The following is a 23,484-nucleotide window of genomic DNA, read 5'->3' as shown; positions in this document are numbered from 1 at the left end:
GGAATGCAAGCAATACGACGCCTGCGCCATGCAGCCGCGCGCCCCGGCGCGAATCACGGCTGGCAATCACAGCTGGGAATCGCGGCGGGACGGACTACGGCAGCGGCTTACCCGCGCTCGGAAGCGCGGGCAGGCTGGCGGTATCAGGCAGGGGGGCGCGGCCCGCGGCACGGCAGCTGCGGAGGCAGCGCGTGCGCGCGGGGGAGCGGCAAGGCGAGGAGACGCCCGGCGCTCAGGAACGGGTTATTGGCGGCCGGAAAAAGGCCGAAGGCGGCGGTTCGGCGCGGCCCGGGGGATATTGGGCAACATCCCCGGCGGGCAGCAGCAGCTTCACCGGGGGCAAGGCAATGAGGGCACTGGATTCTTCGATTTCGTCCAGCAGGTCCAGCGGATCCAGCAGATCGGCGGACCAGATATTGCAGTACCCGGGGGGCGGGTCTTCGCAGATGTCGTCGTCATGCAGGCCATCATCGCCGGGCGCGATGACGCGACCCATGTCGTCCACCGAGTGCAGCGCCGCCAGTTCGGTACCGGCCTGGACTTGCGGCTGCACCGACGCGCGCGCGTCCGCCACCGCTCCAAAGGAGAGCAGTGACAGGCACATGGCAGTCAGCAGCAGCAGCAACAATCGCATGGGTCGGGGGCTTGGAGCACGGGCCGGGAGCGCCATTTCGGACGGGCGCCGGCCGTGCTGCGGGACAGCATTGTAACGTAACGATTACGATTGACAGATAATCGTTACGTTCGTTCCGCAATGCAGCGAAAAGATGCATGTCAGTAGCGCGATGTTACCAGCAGATCATTGGAGACGCCCGGGATAACCCTAGGCCACCGGTTTCGGACAGCTGCAGGTCCACTCTGCCCTACACCACCCTGAACCCATGGGTCCCGTCGCGCTCCAGTTGCGCGATCAGCCCGAACTCCCAGTCGAGGTAGCCCTGCATCGCTTCGCGCGGATTGTCGGTGCCTTCATACGGGCGGCGATAACGGTCAGTGCGCCCGGACGCCAGGCGCGTCTCGCCGGATTCCAGCGGCAGTCCGGCCGCGATCCACGCCTGCGTGCCGCCTTCCAGCACCACCACCTCCGCATCGGTCAGCCGCCTCAGGTCGGCGGCGGCAAAGCGTGCGAGCAGGCTGGAGCCGCAGGTCAGCACATAGCGCCGCGCCCCGGGGACGCGCGCCAGCGCATCGGCCAGCTGGGCCCGGATGACGAAGTGCGCACCGGGGATATGGCGCTTCACGTAGTTGGCGCTGGCGGTGAAGTCAAGCACCACGGTGCTGCCGTCCGCGTCCTTGCCCAGCCAAGCGGCCAGTTCGGCGGGCGCCACCGTCGGCACCGCAGGCGGCACCGGCACGTCGGCCGCCACCGCGCCGGTCTCGCCGCGCGCGGACGCATCGACCGGCTCCACCACCCAGACCTCCCAGCCCATCTGCGCCAGCCATGAGCCGGTCATGCTGGCGCGCACGTCGTCGTCATCGGCGAGCACGATGCGCGCGCCGCGCACCGGGGCGTTATGGTCGGTTTCCTGAACCAGCTGCCCGCCCGGCGCGTTGACGAAGCCCGGCAGGTGCCCGTCGGCGAATTCCTCCGGCGTGCGCACGTCGAAGCGGTACACGGTGCGCCCTGGCTCGAGCAGCGATGGCAACCCGGCCAGCGCGATGCGGCGCACGCCGGCGCGGTCTGCGATCTGGCGCGCGCCACGGCGGGCGCTGTCGAGGTTGTCGCTGCCCACCTCGGCAGGAGCGCGACGGCTCGCGCCGTGATCGAGCTGCTGGCCCGCCAGCGTCCAGCCGATGGTGCCGTTGCGCAGCGCCGCCACCGGGTTGGGAATGCCGGCGTTGACCAGTGACTGCGTGCCGATGATGCTGCGCGTGCGGCCGGCGCAGTTGACGATCACCCGCGTGCGCGGGTCCGGCGCCAGCTCGCGCACGCGCAACACCAGTTCGGCGCCGGGCACGCTGGTGGCGGTAGGAATGCTCATGGTCTGGTACTCGTCGAAGCGGCGCGCGTCGACGATCACCGCATCGGCCCTGCTGTCGATCAGGGCCTGCACTTCCTCGGCGGACAGGGAGGGCGTATGGCGCCTGGCCTCGACCACTTCACCGAACGCCTTGCTCGGCACGTTGACGTCGCGGAACACCTCGCCGCCGCCGTCGATCCATCCGGCCAGCCCGCCCTCGAGCGCATGCACGTTGGTATAGCCAAGCGCCTGCAGCACCGACGCCGCGCGCGGCGCAAGGTCTTCGCCGGCGTGTTCGCCGTAGACCACGATCAGCGTGTCGCGCCGCGGGATGCGCGACCACGCTTCCAGCTCGAGCTTCGACAGCGGGAAATTGGCGGCCCACAGCGGATGCTCCTGCGCGAACGGGTCTTCCTCGCGCACATCGATCAGCGCGATCTCGGTCCCGTCCAGCAGGGCCTGTCGCACCTGCGCGCGTGTGAAGGTCGGGATTGCCGTGGTGGCGGCTTGCGTGGCGTGCTGGATGGTCATGACTTCTGGTCTTCGCGGGAACGGTCCCACAGGTTAGGCAGGGTCCGGTTGGAATACCCGGAGATAAAGGGCTTGCGCGTGCCGTCCTCGGCGTAGACCGAGCGGCGCACCGCGCCGATATTGGCGCCGTACACGTGGATGCTGACCGAAACGCGGTCGTCATGCACGTTGTTGACGCGATGGATGTCGCCCACCGCCGGCGACACGGCTTCGACCTGTCCGGGCAGCAGCCGCACCGGCTTGCCGTGCGGCACGGGGCGGCCTTCGGCATCGAGCACGAAGGGCTGGGAATCCTCGGCGCCCCGCAGCATGCCGATCAGCCCCCACACGGTGTGGTCGTGGATGGGCGTGCGCTGCCCCGGGCCCCAGACAAAGCTGACGATCGAGAAGCGCTCGGCGGAATCGCAATGCAGCAGGTGCTGCTGGTAGTACTCGGGGTGCGGCTCGGCCCATGCCTCGGGCAGCCAGTCGTCGCGCGCCACCAGCCGCGCCAGCAGCGCCCCGCCCTCGCGCAGGATGCGCGGCTCGTCGGGATGCTGGTCCAGCAGCGCGGCCAGGCCGGTGATGAAATCGCGCAGCGGTGCGAGCCCGCTGGGTTCGGGAGAAGTGCTCATCAAATGCCTCCGGGGGTGGTTCTGTGTTCGGGCCCTCTGCGGGGCGCTGCCGCTGCAAACATAACACGGCGCGGCGGCCGCGTTGGCAGCAGCGCTGCATGCCCCTACAGCCCCAGATGGTGCTTGCCGGCAGCGACCAGGATCGAGTCGTTCTGCGGCGTATGGATGCGGCTGCACAGCACGTCGCGATAGTGCCGCTCGAGCGGATTGTCGCGGCTCAGGCCATGGTTGCCCGCCAGCTGCAGCGCCAGCTCCACCGCGCGGATCGCGTTGCCGGTCACGGTGAACTTGAGCAGGCCGCTGTCGGCGGCGGCGGGCGGCGCATTGGCGTCGGTGCGCGCGGCGGCATCGTCGAGCAGCACCTCGTTGGTCCGCAGCAGCGCGGCGATCTCGCCGACGGTTTCCTGCACGCGCGGCAGCGTCGCCAGCGGCGCGCCCAGGCTGCCGGGTGCGCGTTCGCGCACGAAGCCGCGCGCCCACGACGCGGCCGCGCGTGCGACGGCGTCATAGAGGCTGCCGAGCAGCACGATCATCCACGCCTGCTGGTCGGCATTGGCGTCGATGTCGGCCTGGCTCGCGCCCGCCGGCGCCCATGCCGCGGGCGGGCGGATATCGACGGCGTGGTCGGGCGGGATCCAGATATTGTCGAGCACGGTCTCGTGGCTGCCCGAGGCGCGCAAGCCCAGGTGGTTCCAGTTCTCGACGATGCGCACGCCGGCCACGCCGGCGGCCGGCCCTGGCACCAGGAACACGCCGACGCGCGGCTGCGGCTCGTCGGTGCGTGCCCATACCGCGAGCCAGCGCAGCGCGGGAATGCCGGTGCTGTACAGCTTGCGTCCGCTCAGGCGCCAGCCATCGGCAACCTGCGTAGCGATGGTGCCGGGCAGGCCGCCGCGCGCGGGCGAGCCGAGTCCGGGCTCGACGCGCAGCGCATTGATCAGCGCGCCGTCCTGCACCGCATCGGCAAAGACCTGTGCGCGCACCACTTCTGGCCAGTGCGAATCGGGGCGCGCGATGGCGCGATGCTGCAGATAGGTCATGGTCAGCACCAGCGCCGTGGCCGGGTCGCCGCCGGCGACGGCCGCGATGATGCGGCGCGCCTGCGCCAGCCCTGCCCCGCCGCCGCCATAGTCGCGCGGCACCACCTGCGCGATCAGGCCTTGCGCGTGCAGCTGCGCGAAATTGTCATGCGGAAAGCTGGCCGCGGCGTCGTGCGCGGCGGCGCCGGCGGCGAAGCGCGCCGACAGTTCGGCCAGCACCTCGCCAAGGCGCGCGCCGCTGGCGGGCAGCCGGCGCAGGGAAGACGTCGAAGACATGGAACGGAAACTCCGGAGGAATGGCTGGAATGCCGACCCGCACGGGCCGGTCGCCACGGATGCCGCATAGCGTAGCGCCGCGCCCGCGTTCCGGAAACGACGCTTATTGAATATGGTCCGTCGTTTTTATTCGTTAGTCGCGGCGCATCGCTGTCGTACTTTGTTCCCCAGTCCATACAAAAGGCCCGCGCGGCACGCCGCCGCCATCACCGAATCAGGAGCGTACGAATGAGCGTCGATTTCATCGGCATGATCCAGAGCCAGAAACAGTCCGAGATCCATCCCCCTGCGGGCCCCGTGATCGACCGAGACTATGTGCGCGCCTTTGCGCAGGCGCACGAGCAGGCCGGCTTCGACCGCATCCTGGTGCCGCACCATTCGACCGGGCCGTCGGCCACGCTGACGATCGCGTATGCCGCGAGCGTGACCGAGCGCATCCATTTCATGCTGGCGCACCGGCCTGGCTTTACCGCGCCGACGCTGGCCGCGCGCCAGATCGCCACGCTCGACCAGTTCAGCGGCGGGCGGCTTGGCGTGCATTTCATCTCCGGCGGCTCCGACAGCGAGCAGCAGCGCGACGGCGATTTCCTCGACCATGACCAGCGCTATGCGCGCACCGACGAGTACCTGCACATCCTGCGGCGCATCTGGACCGAGCCGCAGCCGTTCGACCATGCCGGCGAGTTTTACCGTTTCACGCAGGGCTTTTCCGAAGTCAAGCCGGCGCAGCAGCCGCATGTGCCGATCTATTTCGGCGGCGCATCGGCAGCGGCCTTGCAGGTTGCCGGCAAGCATGCCGACGTCTACGCGCTGTGGGGCGAATCGCTCGACCAGGTGCGCGAACTGACCACGCGCGTGCGGGCGGAAGCAGCCAAAAATGGCCGCACCGTGCGCTTCTCGGTCTCGTTCCGGCCGGTGCTGGCCGAGACCGAAGAAAAGGCGTGGGCCCGCGCCGACAGCATCCTGGAGCGCACGCGCGCGCTGCGCGTGCAGGCCGGCTACAGCCGTGGCGGCCCGCAGCAAAGCGAAGGCGCGCGCCGGCTGCTGGCCGCCGCCGACAAGGGCGAGCGCGTCGACCAGCGCCTGTGGACCGCGGTCGCGCGCGAGACCGGCGGGCGTTCCAATTCCACCGGCCTGGTCGGCACGCCCGAGCAGGTCGCGCAGGCGCTGCTGGCGTATTACGAGCTGGGCGTGACCACCTTCCTGATCCGCGGCTTCGATCCGCTCGAAGACGCCATCGACTATGGCCGCGAGCTGATCCCGCGCGTGCGCGCACTGGTTGCGCAGCACGATGCCGCCCGCCGGGCGGAACGCCGCGCCGCCTGATCGCCGCAGCCATACGCCACCACAACACACCTGCAAACATACCCACAACAAGAATCGGGGAGTCTCTCCATGAGCCAGAAGCACAACGACACCGACCCGCGCCGCCGCAGCGTGCTGCGTCTTGCCAGCGCCGCTGCCATCGCGGCGCCGGCGCTGATCCTCGGCCGCCAGGCCCGGTCAGCGCCGCGCAAGCTGACCTTCGCCTGGAACCAGAACTCGTTCTGCCTGACGCCGATCGTGGTGGCGCAGGAGAAAGGCTTCTTCGAGAAGAACGGGCTGCAGGTCGACCTGATCAACTACAGCGGCTCGACCGACCAGCTGCTGGAATCGATCGCCACCGGCAAGGCCGATGCCGCGGTTGGCATGATCCACCGCTGGCTCAAGCCGCTGGAGGCCGGCTTCGACGTCAAGATCATCGGCAGCTCGCACGGTGGTTGCGTGCGGCTGGTGGGATCGAAGGCCGCGGGCGTGACCAGCCTGCAGCACCTGAAGGGCAAGACCGTCGGCGTCAGCGACCTGGCCGCGCCCGGCAAGCACTTCTTCACCATCCTGCTGGCCAAGAACGGCATCGACCCGGACAGGGACATTACATGGCGCCAGTACCCGGCCGACCTGCTCGGCGTGGCGGTCGACAAGGGCGAGATCCAGGCCATCGCCGACGGCGATCCCAACCTCTACCTGCTCGAGAAGCGCACCAACGGCGCCTACGTGGAGCTGGCTACCAACCTGACCGGCGAGTACGCGCGCAAGGTGTGCTGCGTGGTCGGCGCGCGCGGCGAACTGGTGCGCAACGACCGCCCCACCGCCGCGTCGCTGGCGCGCGCCATCGTGCAGGCCACCGACTACGTCAAGGAGAACCCGAACGAGGCCGCCAAGGTCTTCGCCAGATACTCGCCGAAGATCAATCCGGACGACCTGCGCAAGCTGTACGCGACGCTGACCTACACCCACCATCCGACCGGTGCCGACCTGCGCGACGAGATTGCATTCTATGCCGACGATTTCCGCCGCATCGGCGTGCTGAAGAAGACCACCGATGCCAAACGCCTGGCGCAGCACGTCTACGCCAACGTCCTGGGGTAAGCGATGACGACAAGCCAACCTGCATTCGATGCGCGGCTGGCGCGCCAGCCGGCCGCGGCGGCTTCCCACGCCGCCGCGGACGACGCCGCTCCGGCACGCATCTGGCCCGTCGGGCTGGTCGCGGCGCTGGCATGGGCCGCGTTCGGTGCGCTGACGTGGCGCTGGCCCAACCACGTCGTGGGTTTCAGCGACTGGGCCTATACGGAGGAACTGGGCCTGGCCGCGCTGGCGGCGGCCGCGCTGCTGGCGCTGCTCGCCCTGGGCGGCCAGCACGTGCGCGCGCTGCGGCGGCCGCTGGCCGCACTTTGCACCGCTGGGCCATGGCTGGTGGCAGTGCCGGCGGTGCTGTCCGCGTGGGAGATCCTGACCGCCAAGACCGCGATCCTGCCGACGCCGTTCTTCGCGCCGCCGCAGGCGCTGATCGAGGTCTATGCCGATGACTGGCGCAGGCTCGGCGACAGCGTGATCAATACGCTGAAGCTGCTGGGGCTGGGCGTGGCGTATGGCGGGCTGGTGGGCTTCCTGGTCGGCGTGTCGATCGGCTGGTCGCGCCGCATCGGCTACTGGGTACACCCGGTGCTGCGCGTGCTGGGGCCGCTGCCGTCGACTGCGCTGCTGCCGCTGACCTTCTACTTTTTCCCGTCGAGCTATTCGGCGGCCGTGTTCCTGATCGCGCTGGCGACTGCCTTCCCGGTGGCCGTGCTGACGTGGTCGGGCGTCGCCGGCGTCAACAAGAGCTACTACGACGTGGCGCGCACGCTGGGCGCGTCAGGCTGGTTCCTGGTGTTGCGCGTGGCGATTCCCGCGGCGCTGCCGCAGGTGTTTGTGGGGCTGTTCATGGGGCTGGGGGCATCGTTCTCGGTGCTGGTGACGGCGGAGATGATGGGCGTGAAATCGGGACTGGGCTGGTACCTGACCTGGGCGCAGGGCTGGGCTTCATACGTGAACATGTATGCGGCGCTGATCGTGATGGCGCTGCTGTTTTCCGGGGTGATCACGCTGCTGTTCGTGGCGCGGGACCGGGTGTTGTCGTGGCAGAAGGGGACGGTGAAATGGTGAGCGTGGTGGAGCGGTGGAAAGCATCGAGATCTCACGTGCGCCCGCAGAAGGCCCCCCTCTCCCGCGCAGTGGGAGAGGGGTCGGGGGGGAGGGGAGTTGACGCGGCCGCAGGGGATGAAACCGGCGTACTGAACGGGGCTCGTATCGACATCCACGGCGTCAGCCACTGGTTCGGCCACGGCAACGAGCGCCTGCAGGTCCTCGACGACGTCGACCTCGATGTCGCGCCGGGCGAATTCGTTGCCCTGCTCGGCCCCAGCGGCTGCGGCAAGTCCACGCTGCTGCGGCTGGTCGCCGGCCTGGACCAGCCCGCGTCGGGCGAGATCCTGCAGGACGGCACGCCCATCACCGAGCCCGATCCCTCGCGCATCGTGGTGTTCCAGGATCCGACGCTGTACCCGTGGCGCCGCGTCTGGGACAACGTCGCGCTTGGGCTGCAGGCGCAGGGCATCCTTGCACAGCAGCGCCATCGCGTCGACGACGCGCTGCGCCGGGTCGGGCTGGAATCGTTTGCGCGCGCGTTCCCGCACCAGCTTTCCGGCGGCATGGCGCAGCGGGTGGCGCTGGCGCGCGCGCTGGTCAACGATCCGCGCCTGCTGGTGCTGGACGAGCCGCTGGGCAAGCTCGATTCGCTGACACGGCTGGCAATGCAGAGCGACCTGGTCGAGCTGTGGCAGCGCTCGCGCTTTTCGGCGCTGCTGGTCACGCATGACGTGGAAGAGGCGCTGTTCCTGGCGCAGCGCGTGATCGTGTTCAGCCAGCGGCCCGCGCGCATCGCCGCGGAACTCAAGGTCGACCTGCCCTACCCGCGCCATCGCGGCGACCCGCGCCTGACCGCACTGCGGCACGAAGCGCTGCGCCACCTGGGACTGGACGCGAGCTGGTAATGACCGATTGCAGCATCCGGCGGGCCACCTCATGAGCGGCCCCCCGCCCCAGGCGTGGCTGAATGCACTGCTGGTCCTGATCGAGAAATGCCAGCTGGGCCTGCTCTGGCTGTGGCATGCGCTGGGCCTGACCGGCGCCAGCCATGGCCAGCCGGCCTGGCCGTGGGCACGGCGCATTGCCGGCGAAACCCTGCTGATCGACCTTGCCCTGGCACGGCAGGTCGGCTTCAGCCTGTGCGCGCTCGCCTTTGCCGTGCTGGCGGTCGCCGTCGCCGTTGCCTGGCGTCGGGGCCGCGCCGCGCTGCTGGCGGCGGCGGTACTGGCCCTGCTGCTCGCGCCCTGGCCGCAGGTGTCGCTGCTGCTCGGCCCCGCCAGCCCCACCAGCTTGCACGCCAGCCCTACCCGCTTTGACGTCGACGCCATCGCGCTGGGGCAACGCGTCTACGCGCAGCATTGCGCCGCATGCCACGGCGACGACGGCCGCGGCGAAGGACCGCTGGCCGCCGGCCTGCCGCAATGGCCGCCGACGCTGGCCAGCCCCCTGCTCGCGCGCCGCGCCGATGGCGAACTGTTCTGGCATGTGCTGTACGGCATGCGCGACCGCCGCGGCCAGCAAACCATGCCGGCATTCCGCGGCCAGCTTGCCGAGCGCGAGGCCTGGGCCGTGATCGACTACATGAAGGCCTTGTCTGCGGCCAACAGTCCCGAGGGTAACTGGCCGGTGCCGTTGCGGTTGCCCGAGATGGCCGTCCGCTGCGGCGAGGCGTCCCCCGTGGCGCTGTCGCATTGGCGCGGCGAACAGCGCGTGCGGCTGGTGGCGGTGGACGAGAGCGCCGCTACCCTGCCGTATGAAGACCCGCGCTTCCTGACCGTGCTCGTCACACCGGACGGCCGCGTGCCGGCGCAGGTGCCGCGCTTCCGCGCCGGCTGCGCGGCGGCTTCGGCGCAGGCCTGGCAGGCCATGGCGGCGATTGCCGGCCTGCCGCCGGCGAAGCTGGCCGGCACCCAGTTGCTGGCCGACCGCGCCGGATGGTTGCGCGCGCGCGGCACGCCGGGCCGCGCATGGTCCGACGCCGACCTGGTCTGCGTGTCCGGACCGGCTGCCGCGACGCGGACCACGCGTGCCGGCACCGACGGCCTGACGGCGCTGCTGCTGCGCATGGATGCCGAGCCGGTTCGCTTCGTCAAGGGCGGTTTCATCCATTGAGCAGGGATTGTTCGCTCGCAGCGAATTCTGACTTTCCGGCCGCCGCCGCCACCAGCCTCGTCCGGGACAGTACCCTCGGCTTCATGAAGGACCAGCCTGGAACGCCGACATGTTGCGGTTAAGGGTGGCGCCATGAGCGCCGTGGGAAGTTCGCGGCCCCTGCAGGGCATCGCCCTGATGGTTGCCGCGGTGGCATGCTTTGCCGCGCTCGACACGATGACCAAGATCACCGGCGCCGCAGTGCCGGTGGTGATGGCGCTGTGGGTGCGCTACCTTGCGCAGGCTGCGCTGACCGGCGCGGTGCTGCTGCCGGCGCGCGGCCGCATCCTGCTGCGCACGCGCCGGCCGTGGCTGCAGGCCACGCGCGCGGTGACGATGCTGATGTCCAGCGCCTGCGCCTTCTTCAGCCTGCAGGTATTGCCGGTGGGCGAGTTCACCGCGGTGGTCAGCCTGACGCCGCTGGCGATCGCGCTGGCGGCAGCAACGCTGTTCGGCGAGCGCATGTCGGCGCTGCGCTGGCTCTGCCTGCTGGCCGGATTTGCCGGCGCGCTGGTGGTGATCCGCCCCGGCGCCGACGTGGAGCTCGCCATGCTGCTGCCGCTGGCGGCGGTCTGCCTCAATGCCGCCTACCAGTTGCTGACCAGCGTCCTGACCCGGACCGACGGCGCCGGCACCACGCATTTCTATACCGGTTGCATTGCCGCGGTGCTGTTGTCAGTGGCGTTGCCGCTGGCCTGGACCTGGCATGTCGACACGCTGCACTGGTGGCTGCTGGCAGGCATGGCGCTCGCCGGCTGCGCCGGGCACATGTTCCTGGTGCTGGCCTATGCGCGCGCGCCGGTCGGCGTGCTGACCCCCTATCTCTACCTGCAGATCGCCTTTGCCATGCTGGGCGGCTGGCTGGTGTTCGGCTGGCTGCCCGATGCCTGGTCGCTGCTGGGCGTGGCGATGATCGCCGCCAGCGGCGTGGCCGGCACCGCGGTGGCGGCCCGCGAGCGCGCCTTGCCGGCACCGCCGGCGGCGCAGCAAGCGAGCGCGGTATAGCGTTTCAGCGTGCCGCGAGAGCCGTGCCGCCGGCGCGCGCTGCCGGGGCCAAGGGCCCGCCGTTCGTCACCGCCTCCAGCCATTCCAGCGAGCGCCGTCCATCCTGCGCAACCGGCAACGGGGGCGCCGCGCGGAAGGCATCGTTGAACACCTCGAGCGACAGCGGTCCGCGATAGCCCGCCCCCAGCACGGCACGCGTGAAGCCGACTACGGGCAGGTCACCCTGGCCCGGGAAATTGCGATGGTGGCGGCTCCAGGTGCGCACGTCCAGCGACAGTCGCGGCGCGTCGGCCAACTGCACAAAGAAGATCCGTTCGGCCGGCACCGTATCGAGGCCATGGAGCGTGTCGCCGAGCGCCAGCGTATGGAAGCTGTCCAGCATCAGCCCCAGCGCCGGATGCGCGGCGCGCTCCACGATGTCCCACGCCTGCCGCCAGCGGCGCACATGGCGGCCCCAGGCCAGCGCCTCGTAGCCCAGCCGCAGGCCGCGGCGGGCCGCGGCGTCGGCCAGCACGCGCAGGTCGTCGGCCGCGCGCGCGGGATCGTCGAGCGCCGCGCCTTGCACGTTGCTGCAGACCAGGGCCAGCCCGACCCCGAGTTGCTCCATCGCATCGAACTTCCGCTGGGCGCGCGCCAGCTCCGCGGCGGACAGGCCGCCCGGCATGGCCTCGACATCGCGCAGCGGCTGGTAAAGCAGGATCTGCAGGCCGAGGTCGCCGGCCATGCGCCGGATCTCGGCGGGCGTGCCGGGGAACTGCAGCAGATCATCCTCGAAGATCTCGACACCGTCGAAACCGGCGTCGGCGGCGGCTTGCAGCTTCTGCGGCAGCGACCCCGACAAGGTAACGGTGGCGATCGATTTGCGCAGCGGAGCAGATAAGAGAGTCATGGCGGTCAAACGGGGCAGCTTGGATTTCCCAAGGTTATGAGCCATCATTGCCCGCAACAACCGTCATTCGCGCGCCCGCGTGCGACAATCGCTCCAACGCAATCACGCATCGCGCGAAGCAAGGGTTAACCATTGGAAAACGAACCGCTGAACCGGCGCGACTGGATCGCCGGGCTGGAGAAGGGACTCGCCATCCTCGAGGCTTTCGACCACGACCATCCGCGGCTGACGCCGACGCAGGCGGCCGAGCGCACCGGCCTGACGCGCACCGCCGCGCGCCGCTACCTGCTGACGCTGGAGCACCTGGGCTACACCACCAGCGACGGCACGCTGTTCAGCCTGACGCCGCGCGTACTCAAGGTGGGCTGGTCCTATTTCGATTCGGCGCGGCTGCCGCGCACGGTGCAGCCGTTCCTGCAGCAGATCACCGCGCAGCTTGGCGAGGCCGCCTACCTGAGCGTGCTCGACGGCTGGGAGCTGGTGTTCATCGCCCGCACCAGCACCAACCGCGTGATGAGCACGGGCTTCGTGCTGGGCGCGCGGGTGCCGGCGCCGCTCGGATCGGCCGGCGTGATGATGCTGGCGTCGCGGCCGCAGGAACAGGTCAGGGCCTGGCTGGAAACCGTGGTGCTGGCGCCCTACACGCCCTACACCATCCTGCAGCACGACCGGCTGCTGGAAGAAATCCGCAAGGCCGGCGCGCAGGGCTACGCGATGCTCGAGCAGCAACTGCAGACCGGCGTGCGCGGCGTGGCGGTGCCGCTGCGCGATCGCCACGGCAAGGTGATCGCCGCGCTGTCGGTCAACATGCCGATCGGCGACGAGACCCCGCAGCAGGCGCTGGACCGCGTGCTGCAGGTGTTGCAGGACACGGCGCTGCTGATCATGCGCGTGCTGTAGCGGCCTGGTCTTACAGCGACGTCGCCAGCGCGTGCGGCCCTTGTGTCAGTTGCGCCTTCAGGAACGCCAGGCACACGCGCATGCGCGCCGAGCCAGAAGCCCGCGCGCTGGTCACGGCCCAGATGTCGGACGGATGCTGCCAGCCCGGCAGCACGCGCACCAGGTCGCCCGCCCGCACCGCGGCGGCCACGTCCCAGACCGACGCCATGATGATGCCGTAGCCTTCCAGCGCCCACTCGTGCGTCACGTCGGCAACGTTCGATGCCATCGGGCCGGTGACTTTCGTGGTCTCCCAGCCGCCGTCCTGCCCCTGCAGACGCCACACGCCGAAGGCCTGGTCGCGCTCGCGCAGCAGCAGGCAGTCGTGGCGCGGCAGGTCTGACGGATGCTCCGGCATGCCGCGCCGCGCCAGGTAGGCCGGCGCCGCGCACAGCACGCGGCTGCCGGTGGCGATGCGGCTGGCGATCAGGTGCGGCTCCTGCACGTCGCCCACCCGGATATCGAGGTCGAACTGCTCGCCGATCAGGTCGACGCGGCGGTCCAGCAATTCCAGCCATACCTCCAGCCCCGGATGCTGCTGCCGCAGCAGCGACAGCACCGGCGCCACGTGCCGCCGCCCCAGCCGCAGGCTGGTGGCGATGCGCAGCTGCCCGCGCGCCTCGCCGCCGGCACCGCCGACCGCTTCCAGCATGCCGTCGACGTCTTCCAGGATCTTCTGCGCCCACGCGAACGCGCTCTCGCCTTCGGCCGTGACGCTGACCCGGCGCGTGGTGCGGTGGAACAGCTTCGCGCCGAGCATGGCCTCCAGCATGGCAATGCGCTTGCTCACATGGGCCGGCGAAATGCCTGTCTCCTGGGCCGCGGCGATAAAGCTGGCGCGCCGCGCCACCGTGCAGAACAGACGCAGGTCACGCAAGAACGGGTCATTGTGCGCGCTGGGCGCATGCTGAATTTCCATGGCAGTCGATGATGGGGCGAGGGCTAAACGATAGGCTATCGGCCCTGGCCGCGCCAGCGTCGCGGCCGACAGCAGACGTTACCGCAGACATGAAGGAGACATGATGAAGACAGTACTGGTGCTCAACGGGCCCAACCTGAACCTGCTCGGCACGCGCGAGCCGGCCGTCTATGGCAGCGACACGCTGGCCGATGTGGAGCGCGTCTGCGAGCAGGCAGCGCAGCGGCTCGGGCTGCGGGCCGAGTGCCGGCAAACCAACCACGAAGGGCAGCTGATCGACTGGATCCACGAGGCGGGCAGGCTGTGCGCGAGCGGCGAGATGGCCGGCGTGGTGCTGAATGCGGGCGCGCTCACGCATACCTCGATCGCGCTGCATGATGCGATCAAGGGCGCGGCCGTGCCGGTGATCGAGTACCACGTCTCCAACGTGCATGCGCGCGAGGCGTTCCGGCACAAGTCGTGGATTTCGCCGGTGGCGGTGGCGGTGATGGCAGGGCTTGGGGTGAAGGGGTATGGGCTCGCGGTGGCCGCGGTGGCGCAGGTGACGGGGGCAACTGCCTGACTTGCCGGCAGCCGTCGCACGCCGGCGGTTTGGTCCCCTCTCCCGCTCGCGGGAGAGGGGCCGGGGATGAGGGCAGGCGTGCGGCAAGCACGACAGCGCATCACGCGGTGGATGCACCGGCCCTCACCCCGACCCTCTCCCGCAGGCGGGAGAGGGAGCACACCCGTGGCGATGGATTAGCCTGCGCTCTTAAAACTTATGCCTTACCCCCGCCATCACCCCCAGCCGCGTCTTGTTCCCATACGTATTGCCGCTGCTCACAAACGCCGCCGCGCTGTTCAGCGCGATCCACTGCCCCTGCAGGTGGGTGTAGTCCACCTCCACATACACATCGGTACGCTTGCTGAAGTTGTAGTCCAGCATGCCCGCGGTGGTCAGCCGCTTGCCGCCCTGCCCCGCGTGGCGCAGCCAGTCGTACTGGAACGTGCCGATGAACGCCAGCGCCTCCGTCAGGCTGAAGCGCGTGCCGACATAACCCACGTGGTTGCGATAGTCCGCCACGTCGAGCCGGTTGTTGGTATAGCCCAGGTAGTATTGCGACCGCGACGCCTTCCACGTCCCGCCCAGGCCCCACACCGTCTGCTTGCTCGCCTGGGCCGCCGGCACCGCGCCGAAATAGGCCGAGGTGACGTTCTGCGTCTGCTGGTAGACCGCGCCGATTTCCAGCGGTCCCGAGCTGTACACCAGCGATCCCGCCGCGGCGGAATTCGTCTTCATGCTGCCCGGCACCTCGCCGAAGGTGTAGGCCGCCGCCACCTGCAGGCCGCCGAAGCTCTTGATGTACTTGAGCGTGTTGTCGTAGCGCAGCCCGGTGTAGTTGCCGCCCTGGTAGCCGACGATGGAGTTGTTGGCAAAGGCCATGGCCTCATACGACGACAACACTTCATGCGCGAGCGTGTATTGGCGGCCGAGCGCGAGCTTGCCGTAAGGCCCGTCGAAGCCGACGACAGCGGTACGCCCGAACAGGCGCCCGCCCTGCTGGCTGGTTCCCGTGTCGGGCGAGAAGCCCGACTCAAGAATGAACCACGCCTTGTTGCCGTCGCCAATATCCTCGGTGCCGCGTATGCCCCAGCGGCTGCCGGTCAGCACGCCGTCGGTCATCTGCGTGCGGTCGTGGCCTGCCGTGTCTTCGTTGGTGCTGTAGCGGATGGTGGTATCCAGCAGCCCGTAGAGCGTGACGCCACCTGAAGTCTGGGCGACAGCGGGCACGCTGCCCGCGCTGAGCGCAAGCAGCGCAATGAATCGTTTATGCATCGGAGTGTTGTCTCGGTCTTTGTTGTCGTCTCGCCGGCTAATGCAAGCCAGCGGGGATCGTGATCAGGCGGCCTCGGGCACCTTGCGCGGGGCGACGAAGAACAGCCACGTCAGCGCGATGAAGTAGGCGCACGGGATCATCGTGAACAGCACCGCGTAGTTGTTGTTGGTCACGGTCAGCACATAGCCCACCAGCTGGGTCATGAACATGCCGCCGATCGCGCCGATCATGCCGCCGAAGCCGAACACCGAGCTGACCACGTGCTTGGGCGTGTAGTCCATCACCATGCTCCAGATATTGGCGGTCCATGCCTGGTGCGCCCCGATCGCCACCGAGATCGCCGCCACGGCCATCCACAGGCTGCTGGCGCCGGCGGCCATCACCACCGAAACGATGCAGACGGCAAAGACCAGCATCGACAGCAGCCGCGCCCGCACCGCCGGCATGCCGCGCGCGATCAGCCACGATGACAGCGCGCCGCCGCCCACGCTGCCCACGTCGGCGCACAGGTAGATCACGATCAGCGGAATGCCCATCTGCGTCACGCTGATGCCGAGCTGGTATTGCTGGTTGAGGAACGGCGGCAGCCAGTACAGGTAGAACCAGAACACCGGCGCGGTGATGGCGTAGGCCAGTGCAAAAGCCCAGGTGCCGCGCATGCGCAGGATCTGGGTGTAGCGGATGCGCTGCGCCGGCGGATCGATGTCACGGGTGACGTGCGCGAGTTCCGCGGCGGTGACGGTCGGGTGCTGCTCCGGGTTGTGGTAGCGCGTGAACCAGAACGCCAGCCAGACCGCGCCCAGCGAGGCGATCACCAGGAACGCGGCCTGCCAGCCCCAGGCTTGCAGGATCAGCGGCAGCATGATCGGGGTCAGCATCGCGCCGACATTGGTGCCGGCGTTGAAGATGCCGGTGGCGATGGCGCGCTCGCTGGCCGGGAACCAGATGCGCGTGGTCTTGACGCACGCCGGGTAGTTGGCCGCTTCCGACAGGCCGAGGAAGAAGCGGCAGATCATGAAGCCGACCGCCGACGCCGCGAACGCATGCGCGCCGCAGGCGATGCTCCACAGCAGCACCGCCAGCGCAAAGGCGCGCTTGACGCCAACCAGGTCGATAAAGCGGCCCTGCAGCGCAAAGCCGATGGCATAGCCCACCTGGAACCAGAAGTTGATATTGGCGTAGTCCTGCGCGGTCCAGGCCATGGCCTTGGCCAGCACCGGCTGCAGCACGCCCAGCGCGGCGCGGTCCACATAGTTCAGCGTGGTCGCGAAGAATACCAGCGCGAGCATGCCCCAGCGCACCTTGCCGAAGGCAAAGGCGGCACGCACCTTGTCGCCGAGCGAGTTGCCGAACGCGGCCGCCGCTGGCAGCTCCTTGTGAGTCGTTGCCATGTTGTCTGTCTCCACCAATGGATAGGAAGTCTGCTTTGCCGGCGTGCCTTTGTGTGGTGGCCTCGCGCGGCGATGGGGCAAGGGCTTGCGCCCGTGCCCGTCGATGCATCAGTAGCGGAGCTGCGCCACCTCGCGCAGCGCGTCGGGCGTGGCCGTGCCGTAGCCGAAGAACTCCAGGTAGGGCGGGATCATCTCGAACAGCATGTCGGCGCCCACCTGTACCTTGCAGCCGCGGGCCAGCGCGGCCTGCAGCAGCGGCGTGTATTCCTGCTTCATCACCACCTCGCCGACCATCGCGCCGGGAGCGATGCGGGCCACGTCGAAAGGCAGCGGATCGGCGGGCTGCATGCCCAGCGGCGTGGCATTGACCACCACGTCGAAGCCAGCCGGGTCGGCCGAGCCGATGCTGACGCGCAACGCCGGGTAGTGCGCGGCGAGACGCTGCGCCAGGGCCCGCGCCGCCGTCTCGCGGGCGTCGAACAGCGCCAGCTCGGCCACGCCGGCCGCCGCCAGCGATGCGGCGATGGCGCTGCCCACCCCGCCGCTGCCCGAGACGATGGCGCGCGCGCCTTCCAGCCGGCAGCCCTTGCGCCGGATGCCGCGCACAAAGCCTTCGCCGTCGAACTGGTCGCCGACCAGCGTGCCGTCGTCGCGCCGCAGCACCGCGTTGCAGGCGCCGGCGATGCGCGCAGCGGGCGTAAGTTCGTCGACCAGTTCGACGGTGGCGACCTTGTGCGGCATGGTGATCAGCGCGCCACGGATATTGGTCATGCGGAACAGCGCGGGGAACACCGTCGCGTAGTCGTCGGGCTTGATCCCCATCGGGATCACGGCGGCATCGATGCCCTGCCGTTCGAACCAGGGGTTGTAGATCATCGGCGCCTTGAACGATTCGGTCGGATAGCCGATGTGGGGGATGAGCGTGGTCTTGCCGTGGATCATGATGAGCCTGGGTTCCGGTAATTTCGCGCTTCCGAACTCCGGCTCAAGCCTCTTTGCAAGGCTCGGCAAGGGGACGGGGGCGCGTCGGTGACCGGAGATTAGTGGCCGTTCGTGGCCGCGCCAATTGCCTTTTACAGCACTCTGCGCGATTAGTGATCGCACATGCGCGATCAAGGCATCGAATACGGGTTTCTACGAGGCGGTCGCGAGGGGCCCCAACGCGCGGGCAGCCGCGGCGCCGTTGCTACTATCGGTCGTCGCCGCAAGGCCCCGCAATGCCTCAGACAGGAGCCAGGACTATGAGCGCCGCCCCCGCCTCTTCCTCCCACACCCCCCGCCCGGATGCAAGCCCATGGGACAACCCGCTCGGCATCCGGGGCTATGAATTCATCGAGTTCGCTTCGCCCGATCCCGCCGCACTCGGCCGCACGCTGGAACGCCTCGGCTTCGCCGCCATCGCCAGGCATCGGCACAAGGCGGTGAAGCTGTACCGGCAGGGCGAGATGCATTTCATCGTCGATGCCGAGCCGGATTCGTTTGCCACGCGCTATGCGGCGCGTTATGGATTGTCGATCTGTGCGATCGGGATTCGGGTCGACGATGCCGCGGTGGCGTTCGCGCGGGCGCTGGAGGCCGGCGCATGGCCGTTCGAGGGCGGCACGGTGGGGCCGATGGAGCTCAATATCCCCGCCGTCCAGGGAATCGGTCAGTCGGTGCTGTATTTCATCGACCGCTGGCGCGGCAAGGAGGGCCGGCCGGGCGATGTCGGCGACATCTCGATCTACGACGTGGATTTCCGGCCGCTGCCGCCCGACGGCGACAGCTCGGACGCCGGCCTGCTGCGCGTCGACCACCTGACCCAGGCCGTCGATCCCGGCCACCTGGGAGAATGGCTGGAGTTCTACCGCAAGGTGCTCGGGTTCAGGGCGCTGCGCAGCGGCGGCGAATCCCATGCACTGGTATCGCCATGCGGCAGCATCCGCATCCCGCTGTACGAGAAAGGAACGCCGCGGCACGACCAGATGCGGCATTACCTGTCGGATCAGCACGGCGAAGGCGTCCAGCACATTGCCCTGGCCAGCGAGGACATTGTCGCCAGCGCCGCGGCACTGGCCAGCCGTGGCGTGCAGTTCGTGCAGCCGCCGCCGGCTTACTACGATTCGGTGCCAGCCCGCGTGCCAGGCCATGGACTCGACCTTGCCGCCCTGCAACGCTACGGCATCCTGGTCGATGGCACCGTCCCGCGCGAGCGCTTCCTGCAAGCCTTCCTGAAGCGCGAGGCGGGCGAGTTCTTCTTCGAGGTCGTCCAGCGTGACGGCCATCAGGGTTTCGGCGAGGGCAACCTGCCGGTACTCGAAGCGCTGTCGACACGCTGACGCGCTGCGCCGCCACGTAGCCGCGGCGCGCTCCCTCCTGCCTTCCTCCTGCGCCGGCTCCCATGCCGGCGCTGTCTCGCTTTCCGCTCCTCCCTCGCCAGCTTTCTAGTGCCTCATCAAGCACTCATAAACGCGTTTTGTCTCATTTTTTAGTGAAATCCATTCCGTAAACCAAAACTTCTTGTTGACGCCGGCTGATCTTCGGCCTACATTTCGACCAACGCATCAATTTTCCGGAACGCACTGTTCCACTTTATAACACCCCAACCAGGAGACACCCGCCATGCGCGACCTCGAAACCACCAAGCAACCCGCCGTTTCCGGTGGCTCGGCCGCCGCGAAGGACAGCCAGGTACCGGCCGGCCCGCAGACCATGACCCCGTCCGAAGCCTTCGTCGAAACGCTGGCCGCCAACGGCGTGACCGACATGTTCGGCATCATGGGCTCGGCCTTCATGGACGCGATGGACATCTTCGCGCCGGCAGGCATCCGCCTGATCCCGGTGGTGCACGAGCAAGGCGCCGGCCACATGGCCGACGGCTATGCCCGCGTGTCGGGCCGCCACGGCGTGGTGATCGGCCAGAATGGCCCCGGCATCTCCAACTGCGTGACCTCGATCGCCGCCGCCTACTGGGCCCACAGCCCGGTGGTGATCGTCACGCCCGAGGCCGGCACCATGGGTATCGGCCTGGGCGGTTTCCAGGAGGCCAACCAGCTGCCGATGTTCCAGGAGTTCACCAAGTACCAGGGCCACGTCACCAACCCGGCGCGCATGGCCGAGTTCACCGCGCGCTGCTTCGACCGCGCCAAGGCCGAAATGGGCCCGACCCAGCTGAACATCCCGCGCGACCACTTCTACGGCAAGATCACCGCCGAGATTCCGAAGCCGCAGCACCTCGACCGCGGCCCCGGCGGCGAGCAGAGCCTGAACGACGCTGCCGAGCTGCTGGCCAACGCCAAGTTCCCGGTGATCATCTCGGGCGGCGGCGTGGTGATGGCCGATGCCATCGAGGAATGCAAGGCGCTGGCCGAGCGCCTCGGCGCACCGGTGGTCAACAGCTACCTGCACAACGACTCGTTCCCGGCCAGCCATCCGCTGTGGTGCGGCCCGCTGGGCTACCAGGGCTCGAAGGCGGCGATGAAGCTGATCTCGCGCGCCGACGTGGTGGTGGCGCTGGGCTCGCGCCTGGGGCCGTTCGGCACGCTGCCGCAGCACGGCATGGACTACTGGCCCAAGACCGCCAAAATCATCCAGATCGACGCCGACCACAAGATGCTGGGCCTGGTGAAGAAGATCTCGGTCGGCATCTGCGGCGACGCCAAGGCCGCGGCGATCGCGCTGACCCAGCGCCTGGCCGGCCGCACGCTGGCCTGCGACGCCACCCGCGATGGCCGCGCCACCGAAATCGCCAACGAGAAGGCCGCGTGGGAGAAGGAGCTGGACGACTGGACGCACGAGCGCGACCCGTACAGCCTCGACATGATCGAAGAACAGAAGAACGAGCGCACGCCCACCGGCGGCCACTACCTGCATCCGCGCCAGGTGCTGCGCGAGCTGGAAAAGGCCATGCCGGAAGACGTGATGGTGTCGACCGACATCGGCAACATCAACTCGGTGGCCAACAGCTACCTGCGCTTCGAGAAGCCGCGCAGCTTCTTCGCGGCGATGAGCTGGGGCAACTGCGGCTACGCCTTCCCCACCATCATCGGCGCCAAGGTCGCGGCGCCGCATCGCCCGGCCGTGTCGTACGCCGGTGACGGCGCCTGGGGCATGAGCCTGATGGAAACCATGACCTGCGTGCGCCACAACATCCCGGTGACCGCGGTGGTGTTCCACAACCGCCAGTGGGGCGCGGAGAAGAAGAACCAGGTGGACTTCTACAACCGCCGCTTCGTCGCGGGCGAGCTCGACAACCAGAGCTTCGCCGGCATCGCCAAGGCGATGGGTGCCGAAGGCATCGTGGTGGACCGCCTGGAAGACGTGGGCCCGGCTCTGAAGCGCGCCATCGACCTGCAGATGAACCACGGCAAGACCACCATCATCGAGATCATGTGCACCCGCGAACTGGGCGACCCGTTCCGCCGCGATGCGCTGGCCAAGCCGGTGCGTTACCTGGACAAGTACAAGGACTACGTCTGAGTCCGGCCTGAGCTTGCCCAGGCGCCGCGCTTGCGGTCGGTGTGCTCCCTCTCCCGCTTGCGGGAGAGGGTTGGGGTGAGGGCGAGAGCGTCCACGGCGTGAAGCGCCGTCGAGCTTGCCACGCGCCTGCCCTCACCCCAGGCCCCTCTCCCGCAAGCGGGAGAGGGGAGCAAACCGCAGGTATGACAAGGGCTTCGGCCCTTTTTTCAGTTTCACCGAGCCAACCATGAAACCCATCCTCCGCATCATTGACCGCGCCCGCGCCGCCCCCCGCCGCATCGTGCTGTGCGAGGCCGACGACCCGCGCATCCTGCAGGCCGCTCAACGCGCCACGCAGGAAGGCATCGCGCGCATCGTGCTGGTGGGCGACTCGCGCCAGATCAACGCCGCCGCGGCCATCCACGGCATCGCGCTGGACGGCATGACGCTGGTCGATCCCGCCACCTCGGCGCTGACGCCCTCCTTCGCCCAGCAGCTCTTCGCGCTGCGCCAGAAAAAGGGCATGACGCTCGACCAAGCAAAGCGCGCCGTGCTCGATCCGCTGTGCTTTGCCAACCTGATGGTGCGGCTGGGCCATGCGGATGGTTCGGTCGCGGGCGCTGCCCACACCACCGCCGACGTCGTGCGCAACGCGATCCAGCTGATCGGCCTGGCCCCCGGCTTCCGGCTGGTGTCGAGCTTCTTCCTGATGATGCTGTGCGAGCCGTTCCACACCCTCAAGGGTGGACTGATCTTCTCCGATTGCGGACTGGTGGTAGACCCCGATGCCGAGGCGCTGGCCGATATCGCCATGGCCGCTGCCGACAGCGCGCGCGCCCTGCTGAACGACGAGCCGCGCGTGGCGATGCTGTCGTTCTCGACCAGCGGCAGCGCCCACCATGCCGCCGTCGACAAGGTCGTGGCCGCGACCGAGCGCGTGCGCGCGCAGCGCCCCGGCCTGGCCATCGACGGCGACGTGCAGCTCGATGCCGCCATCGTCGCCGAGATCGCCGCGCGCAAGGTCGCGCATTCGCAGGTCAACGGCCACGCCAACGTGCTGGTGTTCCCCAGCCTGGAAGCCGGCAATATCGGCTACAAGCTGGCCGAGCGCGTCGGCGGCGCCAAGGCCATCGGTCCGATGCTGCAGGGCCTGAACCGGCCCGCCAACGACCTCTCGCGCGGCTGCAGCGCCGACGACGTGTTCCATGTCATCGCCGTTACCGTGGTCCAGGCGCAAGCCAGCGCGGCAACGGCCACAAAAGGCGAGCAGGCGGCATGAAAGCGGAATTGTTGCTGCCGCTGCTGGGACTGCAGGCCCTGCTCGGTGCCGGCACCTATTTCCAGACGGTGACCGGATTCGGGCTCGGCATGATCGTGATGGGCGCCACCAGCGGGCTGGGTCTGGCGCCGGTGGCCACCGTGGCAGCCGTGGTCAGCCTGGTGACGCTGGCCAACAGCGCCTGCGCGCTGCCGGGCAAGTTCCGGCACATCGACTGGCGCGCCGTGGGCGCGGCGGCGATCGGCATCCTGCCTTCGGTGCTGGTCGGCGTGCTGGTGCTGGAATACCTGAGCAGCACCGCCGCCACGCTGCTGCAGCTGCTGCTGGGCGCGGTGATCCTGTACGGCGGCCTCAGCGCCGCCTTCAAACCCGAGCCGCTGCCGCAACGCTCCGGCGACGGCAGCTTCTTCATGAGCGGCGTCTTCGGCGGCTTGCTGAGCGGCATGTTCGGCGTTTCCGGGCCGCCGCTGATCTTCCAGTTCTACCGGCAGCCGATGAAGCCGGTGGAAATCCGCTGCGCGCTGATCCTGGTGTTCACCGTGACCTCGTCCGTGCGCACGCTGTTCTCGGCCTGGCAGGGCCAACTCGACGCCGCGATCTGGCTGCAGGCCGCGGTCGGGGTGCCGGTGGTGGTGATTGCCACGCTGCTGGGACGGCGCTTTCCGCCGCCCTTCTCGCCGACCACGACGCGGCGTATCGCGTTCGGGGTGCTGATCGGGATCGGGGTCAGCCTGATGCTGCCGGCGATATCGGCGTGGCTGCGCTGAGTCGCCGGCACAGTCCCC

Annotated in this window: 20 protein-coding genes and 1 pseudogene; 12 read left to right on the top strand and 9 right to left on the bottom strand. The window is 68.9% G+C overall.

Going from position 1 to position 23,484, the window contains the following annotated elements; translation table 11 throughout:
* Positions 1–232: 232 nt before the first annotated feature.
* From A3AG_RS0127635 to A3AG_RS0127620, 4 genes are all read right to left on the bottom strand, one after another.
* Positions 233–634 (bottom strand): hypothetical protein, encoded by a 402-nt coding sequence (locus A3AG_RS0127635; RefSeq protein ID WP_026164519.1) that lies wholly within the window; start codon positions 632–634, stop codon positions 233–235.
* Between the two features lie 229 nt (positions 635–863).
* The gene (locus A3AG_RS0127630) at positions 864–2,492 is read right to left on the bottom strand and encodes a rhodanese-related sulfurtransferase (protein ID WP_018008526.1); all 1,629 of its coding nucleotides are present in this window, start codon (positions 2,490–2,492) and stop codon (positions 864–866) included.
* The gene (locus A3AG_RS0127625) at positions 2,489–3,106 is read right to left on the bottom strand and encodes a cysteine dioxygenase family protein (RefSeq protein WP_018008525.1); all 618 of its coding nucleotides are present in this window, start codon (positions 3,104–3,106) and stop codon (positions 2,489–2,491) included. Before A3AG_RS0127625 ends, A3AG_RS0127630 begins: the two co-directional genes overlap by 4 nt.
* 104 nt (positions 3,107–3,210) lie before the next feature.
* On the bottom strand, positions 3,211–4,422 hold the full coding sequence (locus A3AG_RS0127620) for an acyl-CoA dehydrogenase family protein (protein ID WP_018008524.1): 1,212 nt from the start codon (positions 4,420–4,422) through the stop codon (positions 3,211–3,213).
* Between the two features lie 228 nt (positions 4,423–4,650).
* Here A3AG_RS0127620 and A3AG_RS0127615 point away from each other — a divergent pair, with 228 nt between their 5' ends.
* From A3AG_RS0127615 to A3AG_RS0127590, 6 genes are all read left to right on the top strand, one after another.
* Entirely contained in the window at positions 4,651–5,748 is a 1,098-nt protein-coding gene (locus tag A3AG_RS0127615) for an LLM class flavin-dependent oxidoreductase (RefSeq protein ID WP_018008523.1), read from the top strand.
* Between the two features lie 69 nt (positions 5,749–5,817).
* Positions 5,818–6,831, top strand: coding sequence for an ABC transporter substrate-binding protein (locus tag A3AG_RS0127610; protein ID WP_018008522.1), 1,014 nt, complete (start codon positions 5,818–5,820; stop codon positions 6,829–6,831).
* A 3-nt stretch (positions 6,832–6,834) separates the two neighbouring features.
* Positions 6,835–7,890, top strand: coding sequence for an ABC transporter permease (locus A3AG_RS0127605; RefSeq protein ID WP_018008521.1), 1,056 nt, complete (start codon positions 6,835–6,837; stop codon positions 7,888–7,890).
* On the top strand, positions 7,884–8,777 hold the full coding sequence (locus A3AG_RS0127600) for an ABC transporter ATP-binding protein (protein ID WP_018008520.1): 894 nt from the start codon (positions 7,884–7,886) through the stop codon (positions 8,775–8,777). The genes A3AG_RS0127605 and A3AG_RS0127600 overlap by 7 nt, the downstream gene beginning before the upstream one ends.
* A gap of 31 nt (positions 8,778–8,808) precedes the next feature.
* Complete coding sequence (locus A3AG_RS0127595; RefSeq protein ID WP_018008519.1) at positions 8,809–9,984, top strand: c-type cytochrome; 1,176 nt, start codon at positions 8,809–8,811, stop codon at positions 9,982–9,984.
* Between the two features lie 132 nt (positions 9,985–10,116).
* Positions 10,117–11,028: a DMT family transporter gene (locus A3AG_RS0127590; RefSeq protein ID WP_018008518.1), complete on the top strand. Its 912-nt coding sequence runs from the start codon at positions 10,117–10,119 to the stop codon at positions 11,026–11,028.
* A 25-nt stretch (positions 11,029–11,053) separates the two neighbouring features.
* Here the strand turns inward: A3AG_RS0127590 and A3AG_RS32090 are convergent.
* A pseudogene (locus A3AG_RS32090) lies at positions 11,054–11,917 on the bottom strand (sugar phosphate isomerase/epimerase family protein); the annotation flags it as partial.
* Positions 11,918–12,049: 132 nt separating this feature from the next.
* On the opposite strand from A3AG_RS32090, the gene A3AG_RS0127580 reads away from it, so the two are divergent.
* Positions 12,050–12,817, top strand: a complete 768-nt coding sequence (locus A3AG_RS0127580) for an IclR family transcriptional regulator domain-containing protein (protein WP_018008516.1) — start codon at positions 12,050–12,052, stop codon at positions 12,815–12,817.
* 10 nt (positions 12,818–12,827) lie between these two features.
* Here A3AG_RS0127580 and A3AG_RS0127575 read toward each other — a convergent pair whose 3' ends face one another.
* Positions 12,828–13,775, bottom strand: coding sequence for a LysR family transcriptional regulator (locus A3AG_RS0127575; RefSeq protein ID WP_018008515.1), 948 nt, complete (start codon positions 13,773–13,775; stop codon positions 12,828–12,830).
* A gap of 103 nt (positions 13,776–13,878) precedes the next feature.
* Between A3AG_RS0127575 and aroQ the strand changes: the two genes are divergently transcribed.
* The gene (aroQ, locus tag A3AG_RS0127570) at positions 13,879–14,337 is read left to right on the top strand and encodes a type II 3-dehydroquinate dehydratase (protein ID WP_018008514.1); all 459 of its coding nucleotides are present in this window, start codon (positions 13,879–13,881) and stop codon (positions 14,335–14,337) included.
* Positions 14,338–14,526: 189 nt separating this feature from the next.
* On the opposite strand, the gene A3AG_RS0127565 is transcribed toward aroQ, so the two are convergent.
* The 3 genes from A3AG_RS0127565 to A3AG_RS0127555 form a co-directional block, all read right to left on the bottom strand.
* Entirely contained in the window at positions 14,527–15,591 is a 1,065-nt protein-coding gene (locus A3AG_RS0127565; protein WP_018008513.1) for a porin, read from the bottom strand.
* A gap of 63 nt (positions 15,592–15,654) precedes the next feature.
* A complete protein-coding gene (locus A3AG_RS0127560) occupies positions 15,655–16,983 on the bottom strand; it encodes an MFS transporter (RefSeq protein WP_018008512.1) in 1,329 nt (442 codons plus the stop codon).
* Between the two features lie 108 nt (positions 16,984–17,091).
* Positions 17,092–18,099 (bottom strand): shikimate dehydrogenase family protein, encoded by a 1,008-nt coding sequence (locus tag A3AG_RS0127555; protein ID WP_018008511.1) that lies wholly within the window; start codon positions 18,097–18,099, stop codon positions 17,092–17,094.
* Between the two features lie 125 nt (positions 18,100–18,224).
* Between A3AG_RS0127555 and A3AG_RS0127550 the strand changes: the two genes are divergently transcribed.
* The 4 genes from A3AG_RS0127550 to A3AG_RS0127535 all read left to right on the top strand — a co-directional run bounded on the left by A3AG_RS0127550 (position 18,225) and on the right by A3AG_RS0127535 (position 23,466).
* Positions 18,225–19,301, top strand: a complete 1,077-nt coding sequence (locus tag A3AG_RS0127550) for a 4-hydroxyphenylpyruvate dioxygenase family protein (protein ID WP_018008510.1) — start codon at positions 18,225–18,227, stop codon at positions 19,299–19,301.
* A 373-nt stretch (positions 19,302–19,674) separates the two neighbouring features.
* Positions 19,675–21,441, top strand: coding sequence for a sulfoacetaldehyde acetyltransferase (xsc, locus tag A3AG_RS0127545; protein ID WP_035849826.1), 1,767 nt, complete (start codon positions 19,675–19,677; stop codon positions 21,439–21,441).
* 226 nt (positions 21,442–21,667) lie between these two features.
* On the top strand, positions 21,668–22,699 hold the full coding sequence (pta, locus tag A3AG_RS0127540; protein WP_018008508.1) for a phosphate acetyltransferase: 1,032 nt from the start codon (positions 21,668–21,670) through the stop codon (positions 22,697–22,699).
* On the top strand, positions 22,696–23,466 hold the full coding sequence (locus A3AG_RS0127535) for a sulfite exporter TauE/SafE family protein (RefSeq protein WP_018008507.1): 771 nt from the start codon (positions 22,696–22,698) through the stop codon (positions 23,464–23,466). Before pta ends, A3AG_RS0127535 begins: the two co-directional genes overlap by 4 nt.
* Positions 23,467–23,484 lie beyond the last annotated feature (18 nt).

It is taken from the genome of Cupriavidus neocaledonicus (assembly GCF_000372525.1).
Classification (GTDB): domain Bacteria; phylum Pseudomonadota; class Gammaproteobacteria; order Burkholderiales; family Burkholderiaceae; genus Cupriavidus; species Cupriavidus neocaledonicus.
This window is presented reverse-complemented; position numbering and strand designations above follow the sequence as displayed.

What these genes read in the sequence shown, in the direction of transcription:
- A3AG_RS0127605 (WP_018008521.1), top strand. Translation starts at nt 6,835, where the DNA reads ATGACGACAAGCCAACCTGCATTCGATGCGCGGCTGGCGCGCCAGCCG.
- A3AG_RS0127620 (WP_018008524.1), bottom strand. Translation starts at nt 4,422, where the DNA reads ATGTCTTCGACGTCTTCCCTGCGCCGGCTGCCCGCCAGCGGCGCGCGC.
- A3AG_RS0127550 (WP_018008510.1), top strand. Translation starts at nt 18,225, where the DNA reads ATGAGCGCCGCCCCCGCCTCTTCCTCCCACACCCCCCGCCCGGATGCA.
- A3AG_RS0127560 (WP_018008512.1), bottom strand. Translation starts at nt 16,983, where the DNA reads ATGGCAACGACTCACAAGGAGCTGCCAGCGGCGGCCGCGTTCGGCAAC.
- A3AG_RS0127630 (WP_018008526.1), bottom strand. Translation starts at nt 2,492, where the DNA reads ATGACCATCCAGCACGCCACGCAAGCCGCCACCACGGCAATCCCGACC.
- A3AG_RS0127635 (WP_026164519.1), bottom strand. Translation starts at nt 634, where the DNA reads ATGCGATTGTTGCTGCTGCTGCTGACTGCCATGTGCCTGTCACTGCTC.
- A3AG_RS0127590 (WP_018008518.1), top strand. Translation starts at nt 10,117, where the DNA reads ATGAGCGCCGTGGGAAGTTCGCGGCCCCTGCAGGGCATCGCCCTGATG.
- A3AG_RS0127595 (WP_018008519.1), top strand. Translation starts at nt 8,809, where the DNA reads ATGAGCGGCCCCCCGCCCCAGGCGTGGCTGAATGCACTGCTGGTCCTG.
- A3AG_RS0127625 (WP_018008525.1), bottom strand. Translation starts at nt 3,106, where the DNA reads ATGAGCACTTCTCCCGAACCCAGCGGGCTCGCACCGCTGCGCGATTTC.
- A3AG_RS0127535 (WP_018008507.1), top strand. Translation starts at nt 22,696, where the DNA reads ATGAAAGCGGAATTGTTGCTGCCGCTGCTGGGACTGCAGGCCCTGCTC.
- A3AG_RS0127565 (WP_018008513.1), bottom strand. Translation starts at nt 15,591, where the DNA reads ATGCATAAACGATTCATTGCGCTGCTTGCGCTCAGCGCGGGCAGCGTG.
- A3AG_RS0127600 (WP_018008520.1), top strand. Translation starts at nt 7,884, where the DNA reads ATGGTGAGCGTGGTGGAGCGGTGGAAAGCATCGAGATCTCACGTGCGC.
- A3AG_RS0127615 (WP_018008523.1), top strand. Translation starts at nt 4,651, where the DNA reads ATGAGCGTCGATTTCATCGGCATGATCCAGAGCCAGAAACAGTCCGAG.
- A3AG_RS0127575 (WP_018008515.1), bottom strand. Translation starts at nt 13,775, where the DNA reads ATGGAAATTCAGCATGCGCCCAGCGCGCACAATGACCCGTTCTTGCGT.
- A3AG_RS0127610 (WP_018008522.1), top strand. Translation starts at nt 5,818, where the DNA reads ATGAGCCAGAAGCACAACGACACCGACCCGCGCCGCCGCAGCGTGCTG.
- pta (WP_018008508.1), top strand. Translation starts at nt 21,668, where the DNA reads ATGAAACCCATCCTCCGCATCATTGACCGCGCCCGCGCCGCCCCCCGC.
- xsc (WP_035849826.1), top strand. Translation starts at nt 19,675, where the DNA reads ATGACCCCGTCCGAAGCCTTCGTCGAAACGCTGGCCGCCAACGGCGTG.
- aroQ (WP_018008514.1), top strand. Translation starts at nt 13,879, where the DNA reads ATGAAGACAGTACTGGTGCTCAACGGGCCCAACCTGAACCTGCTCGGC.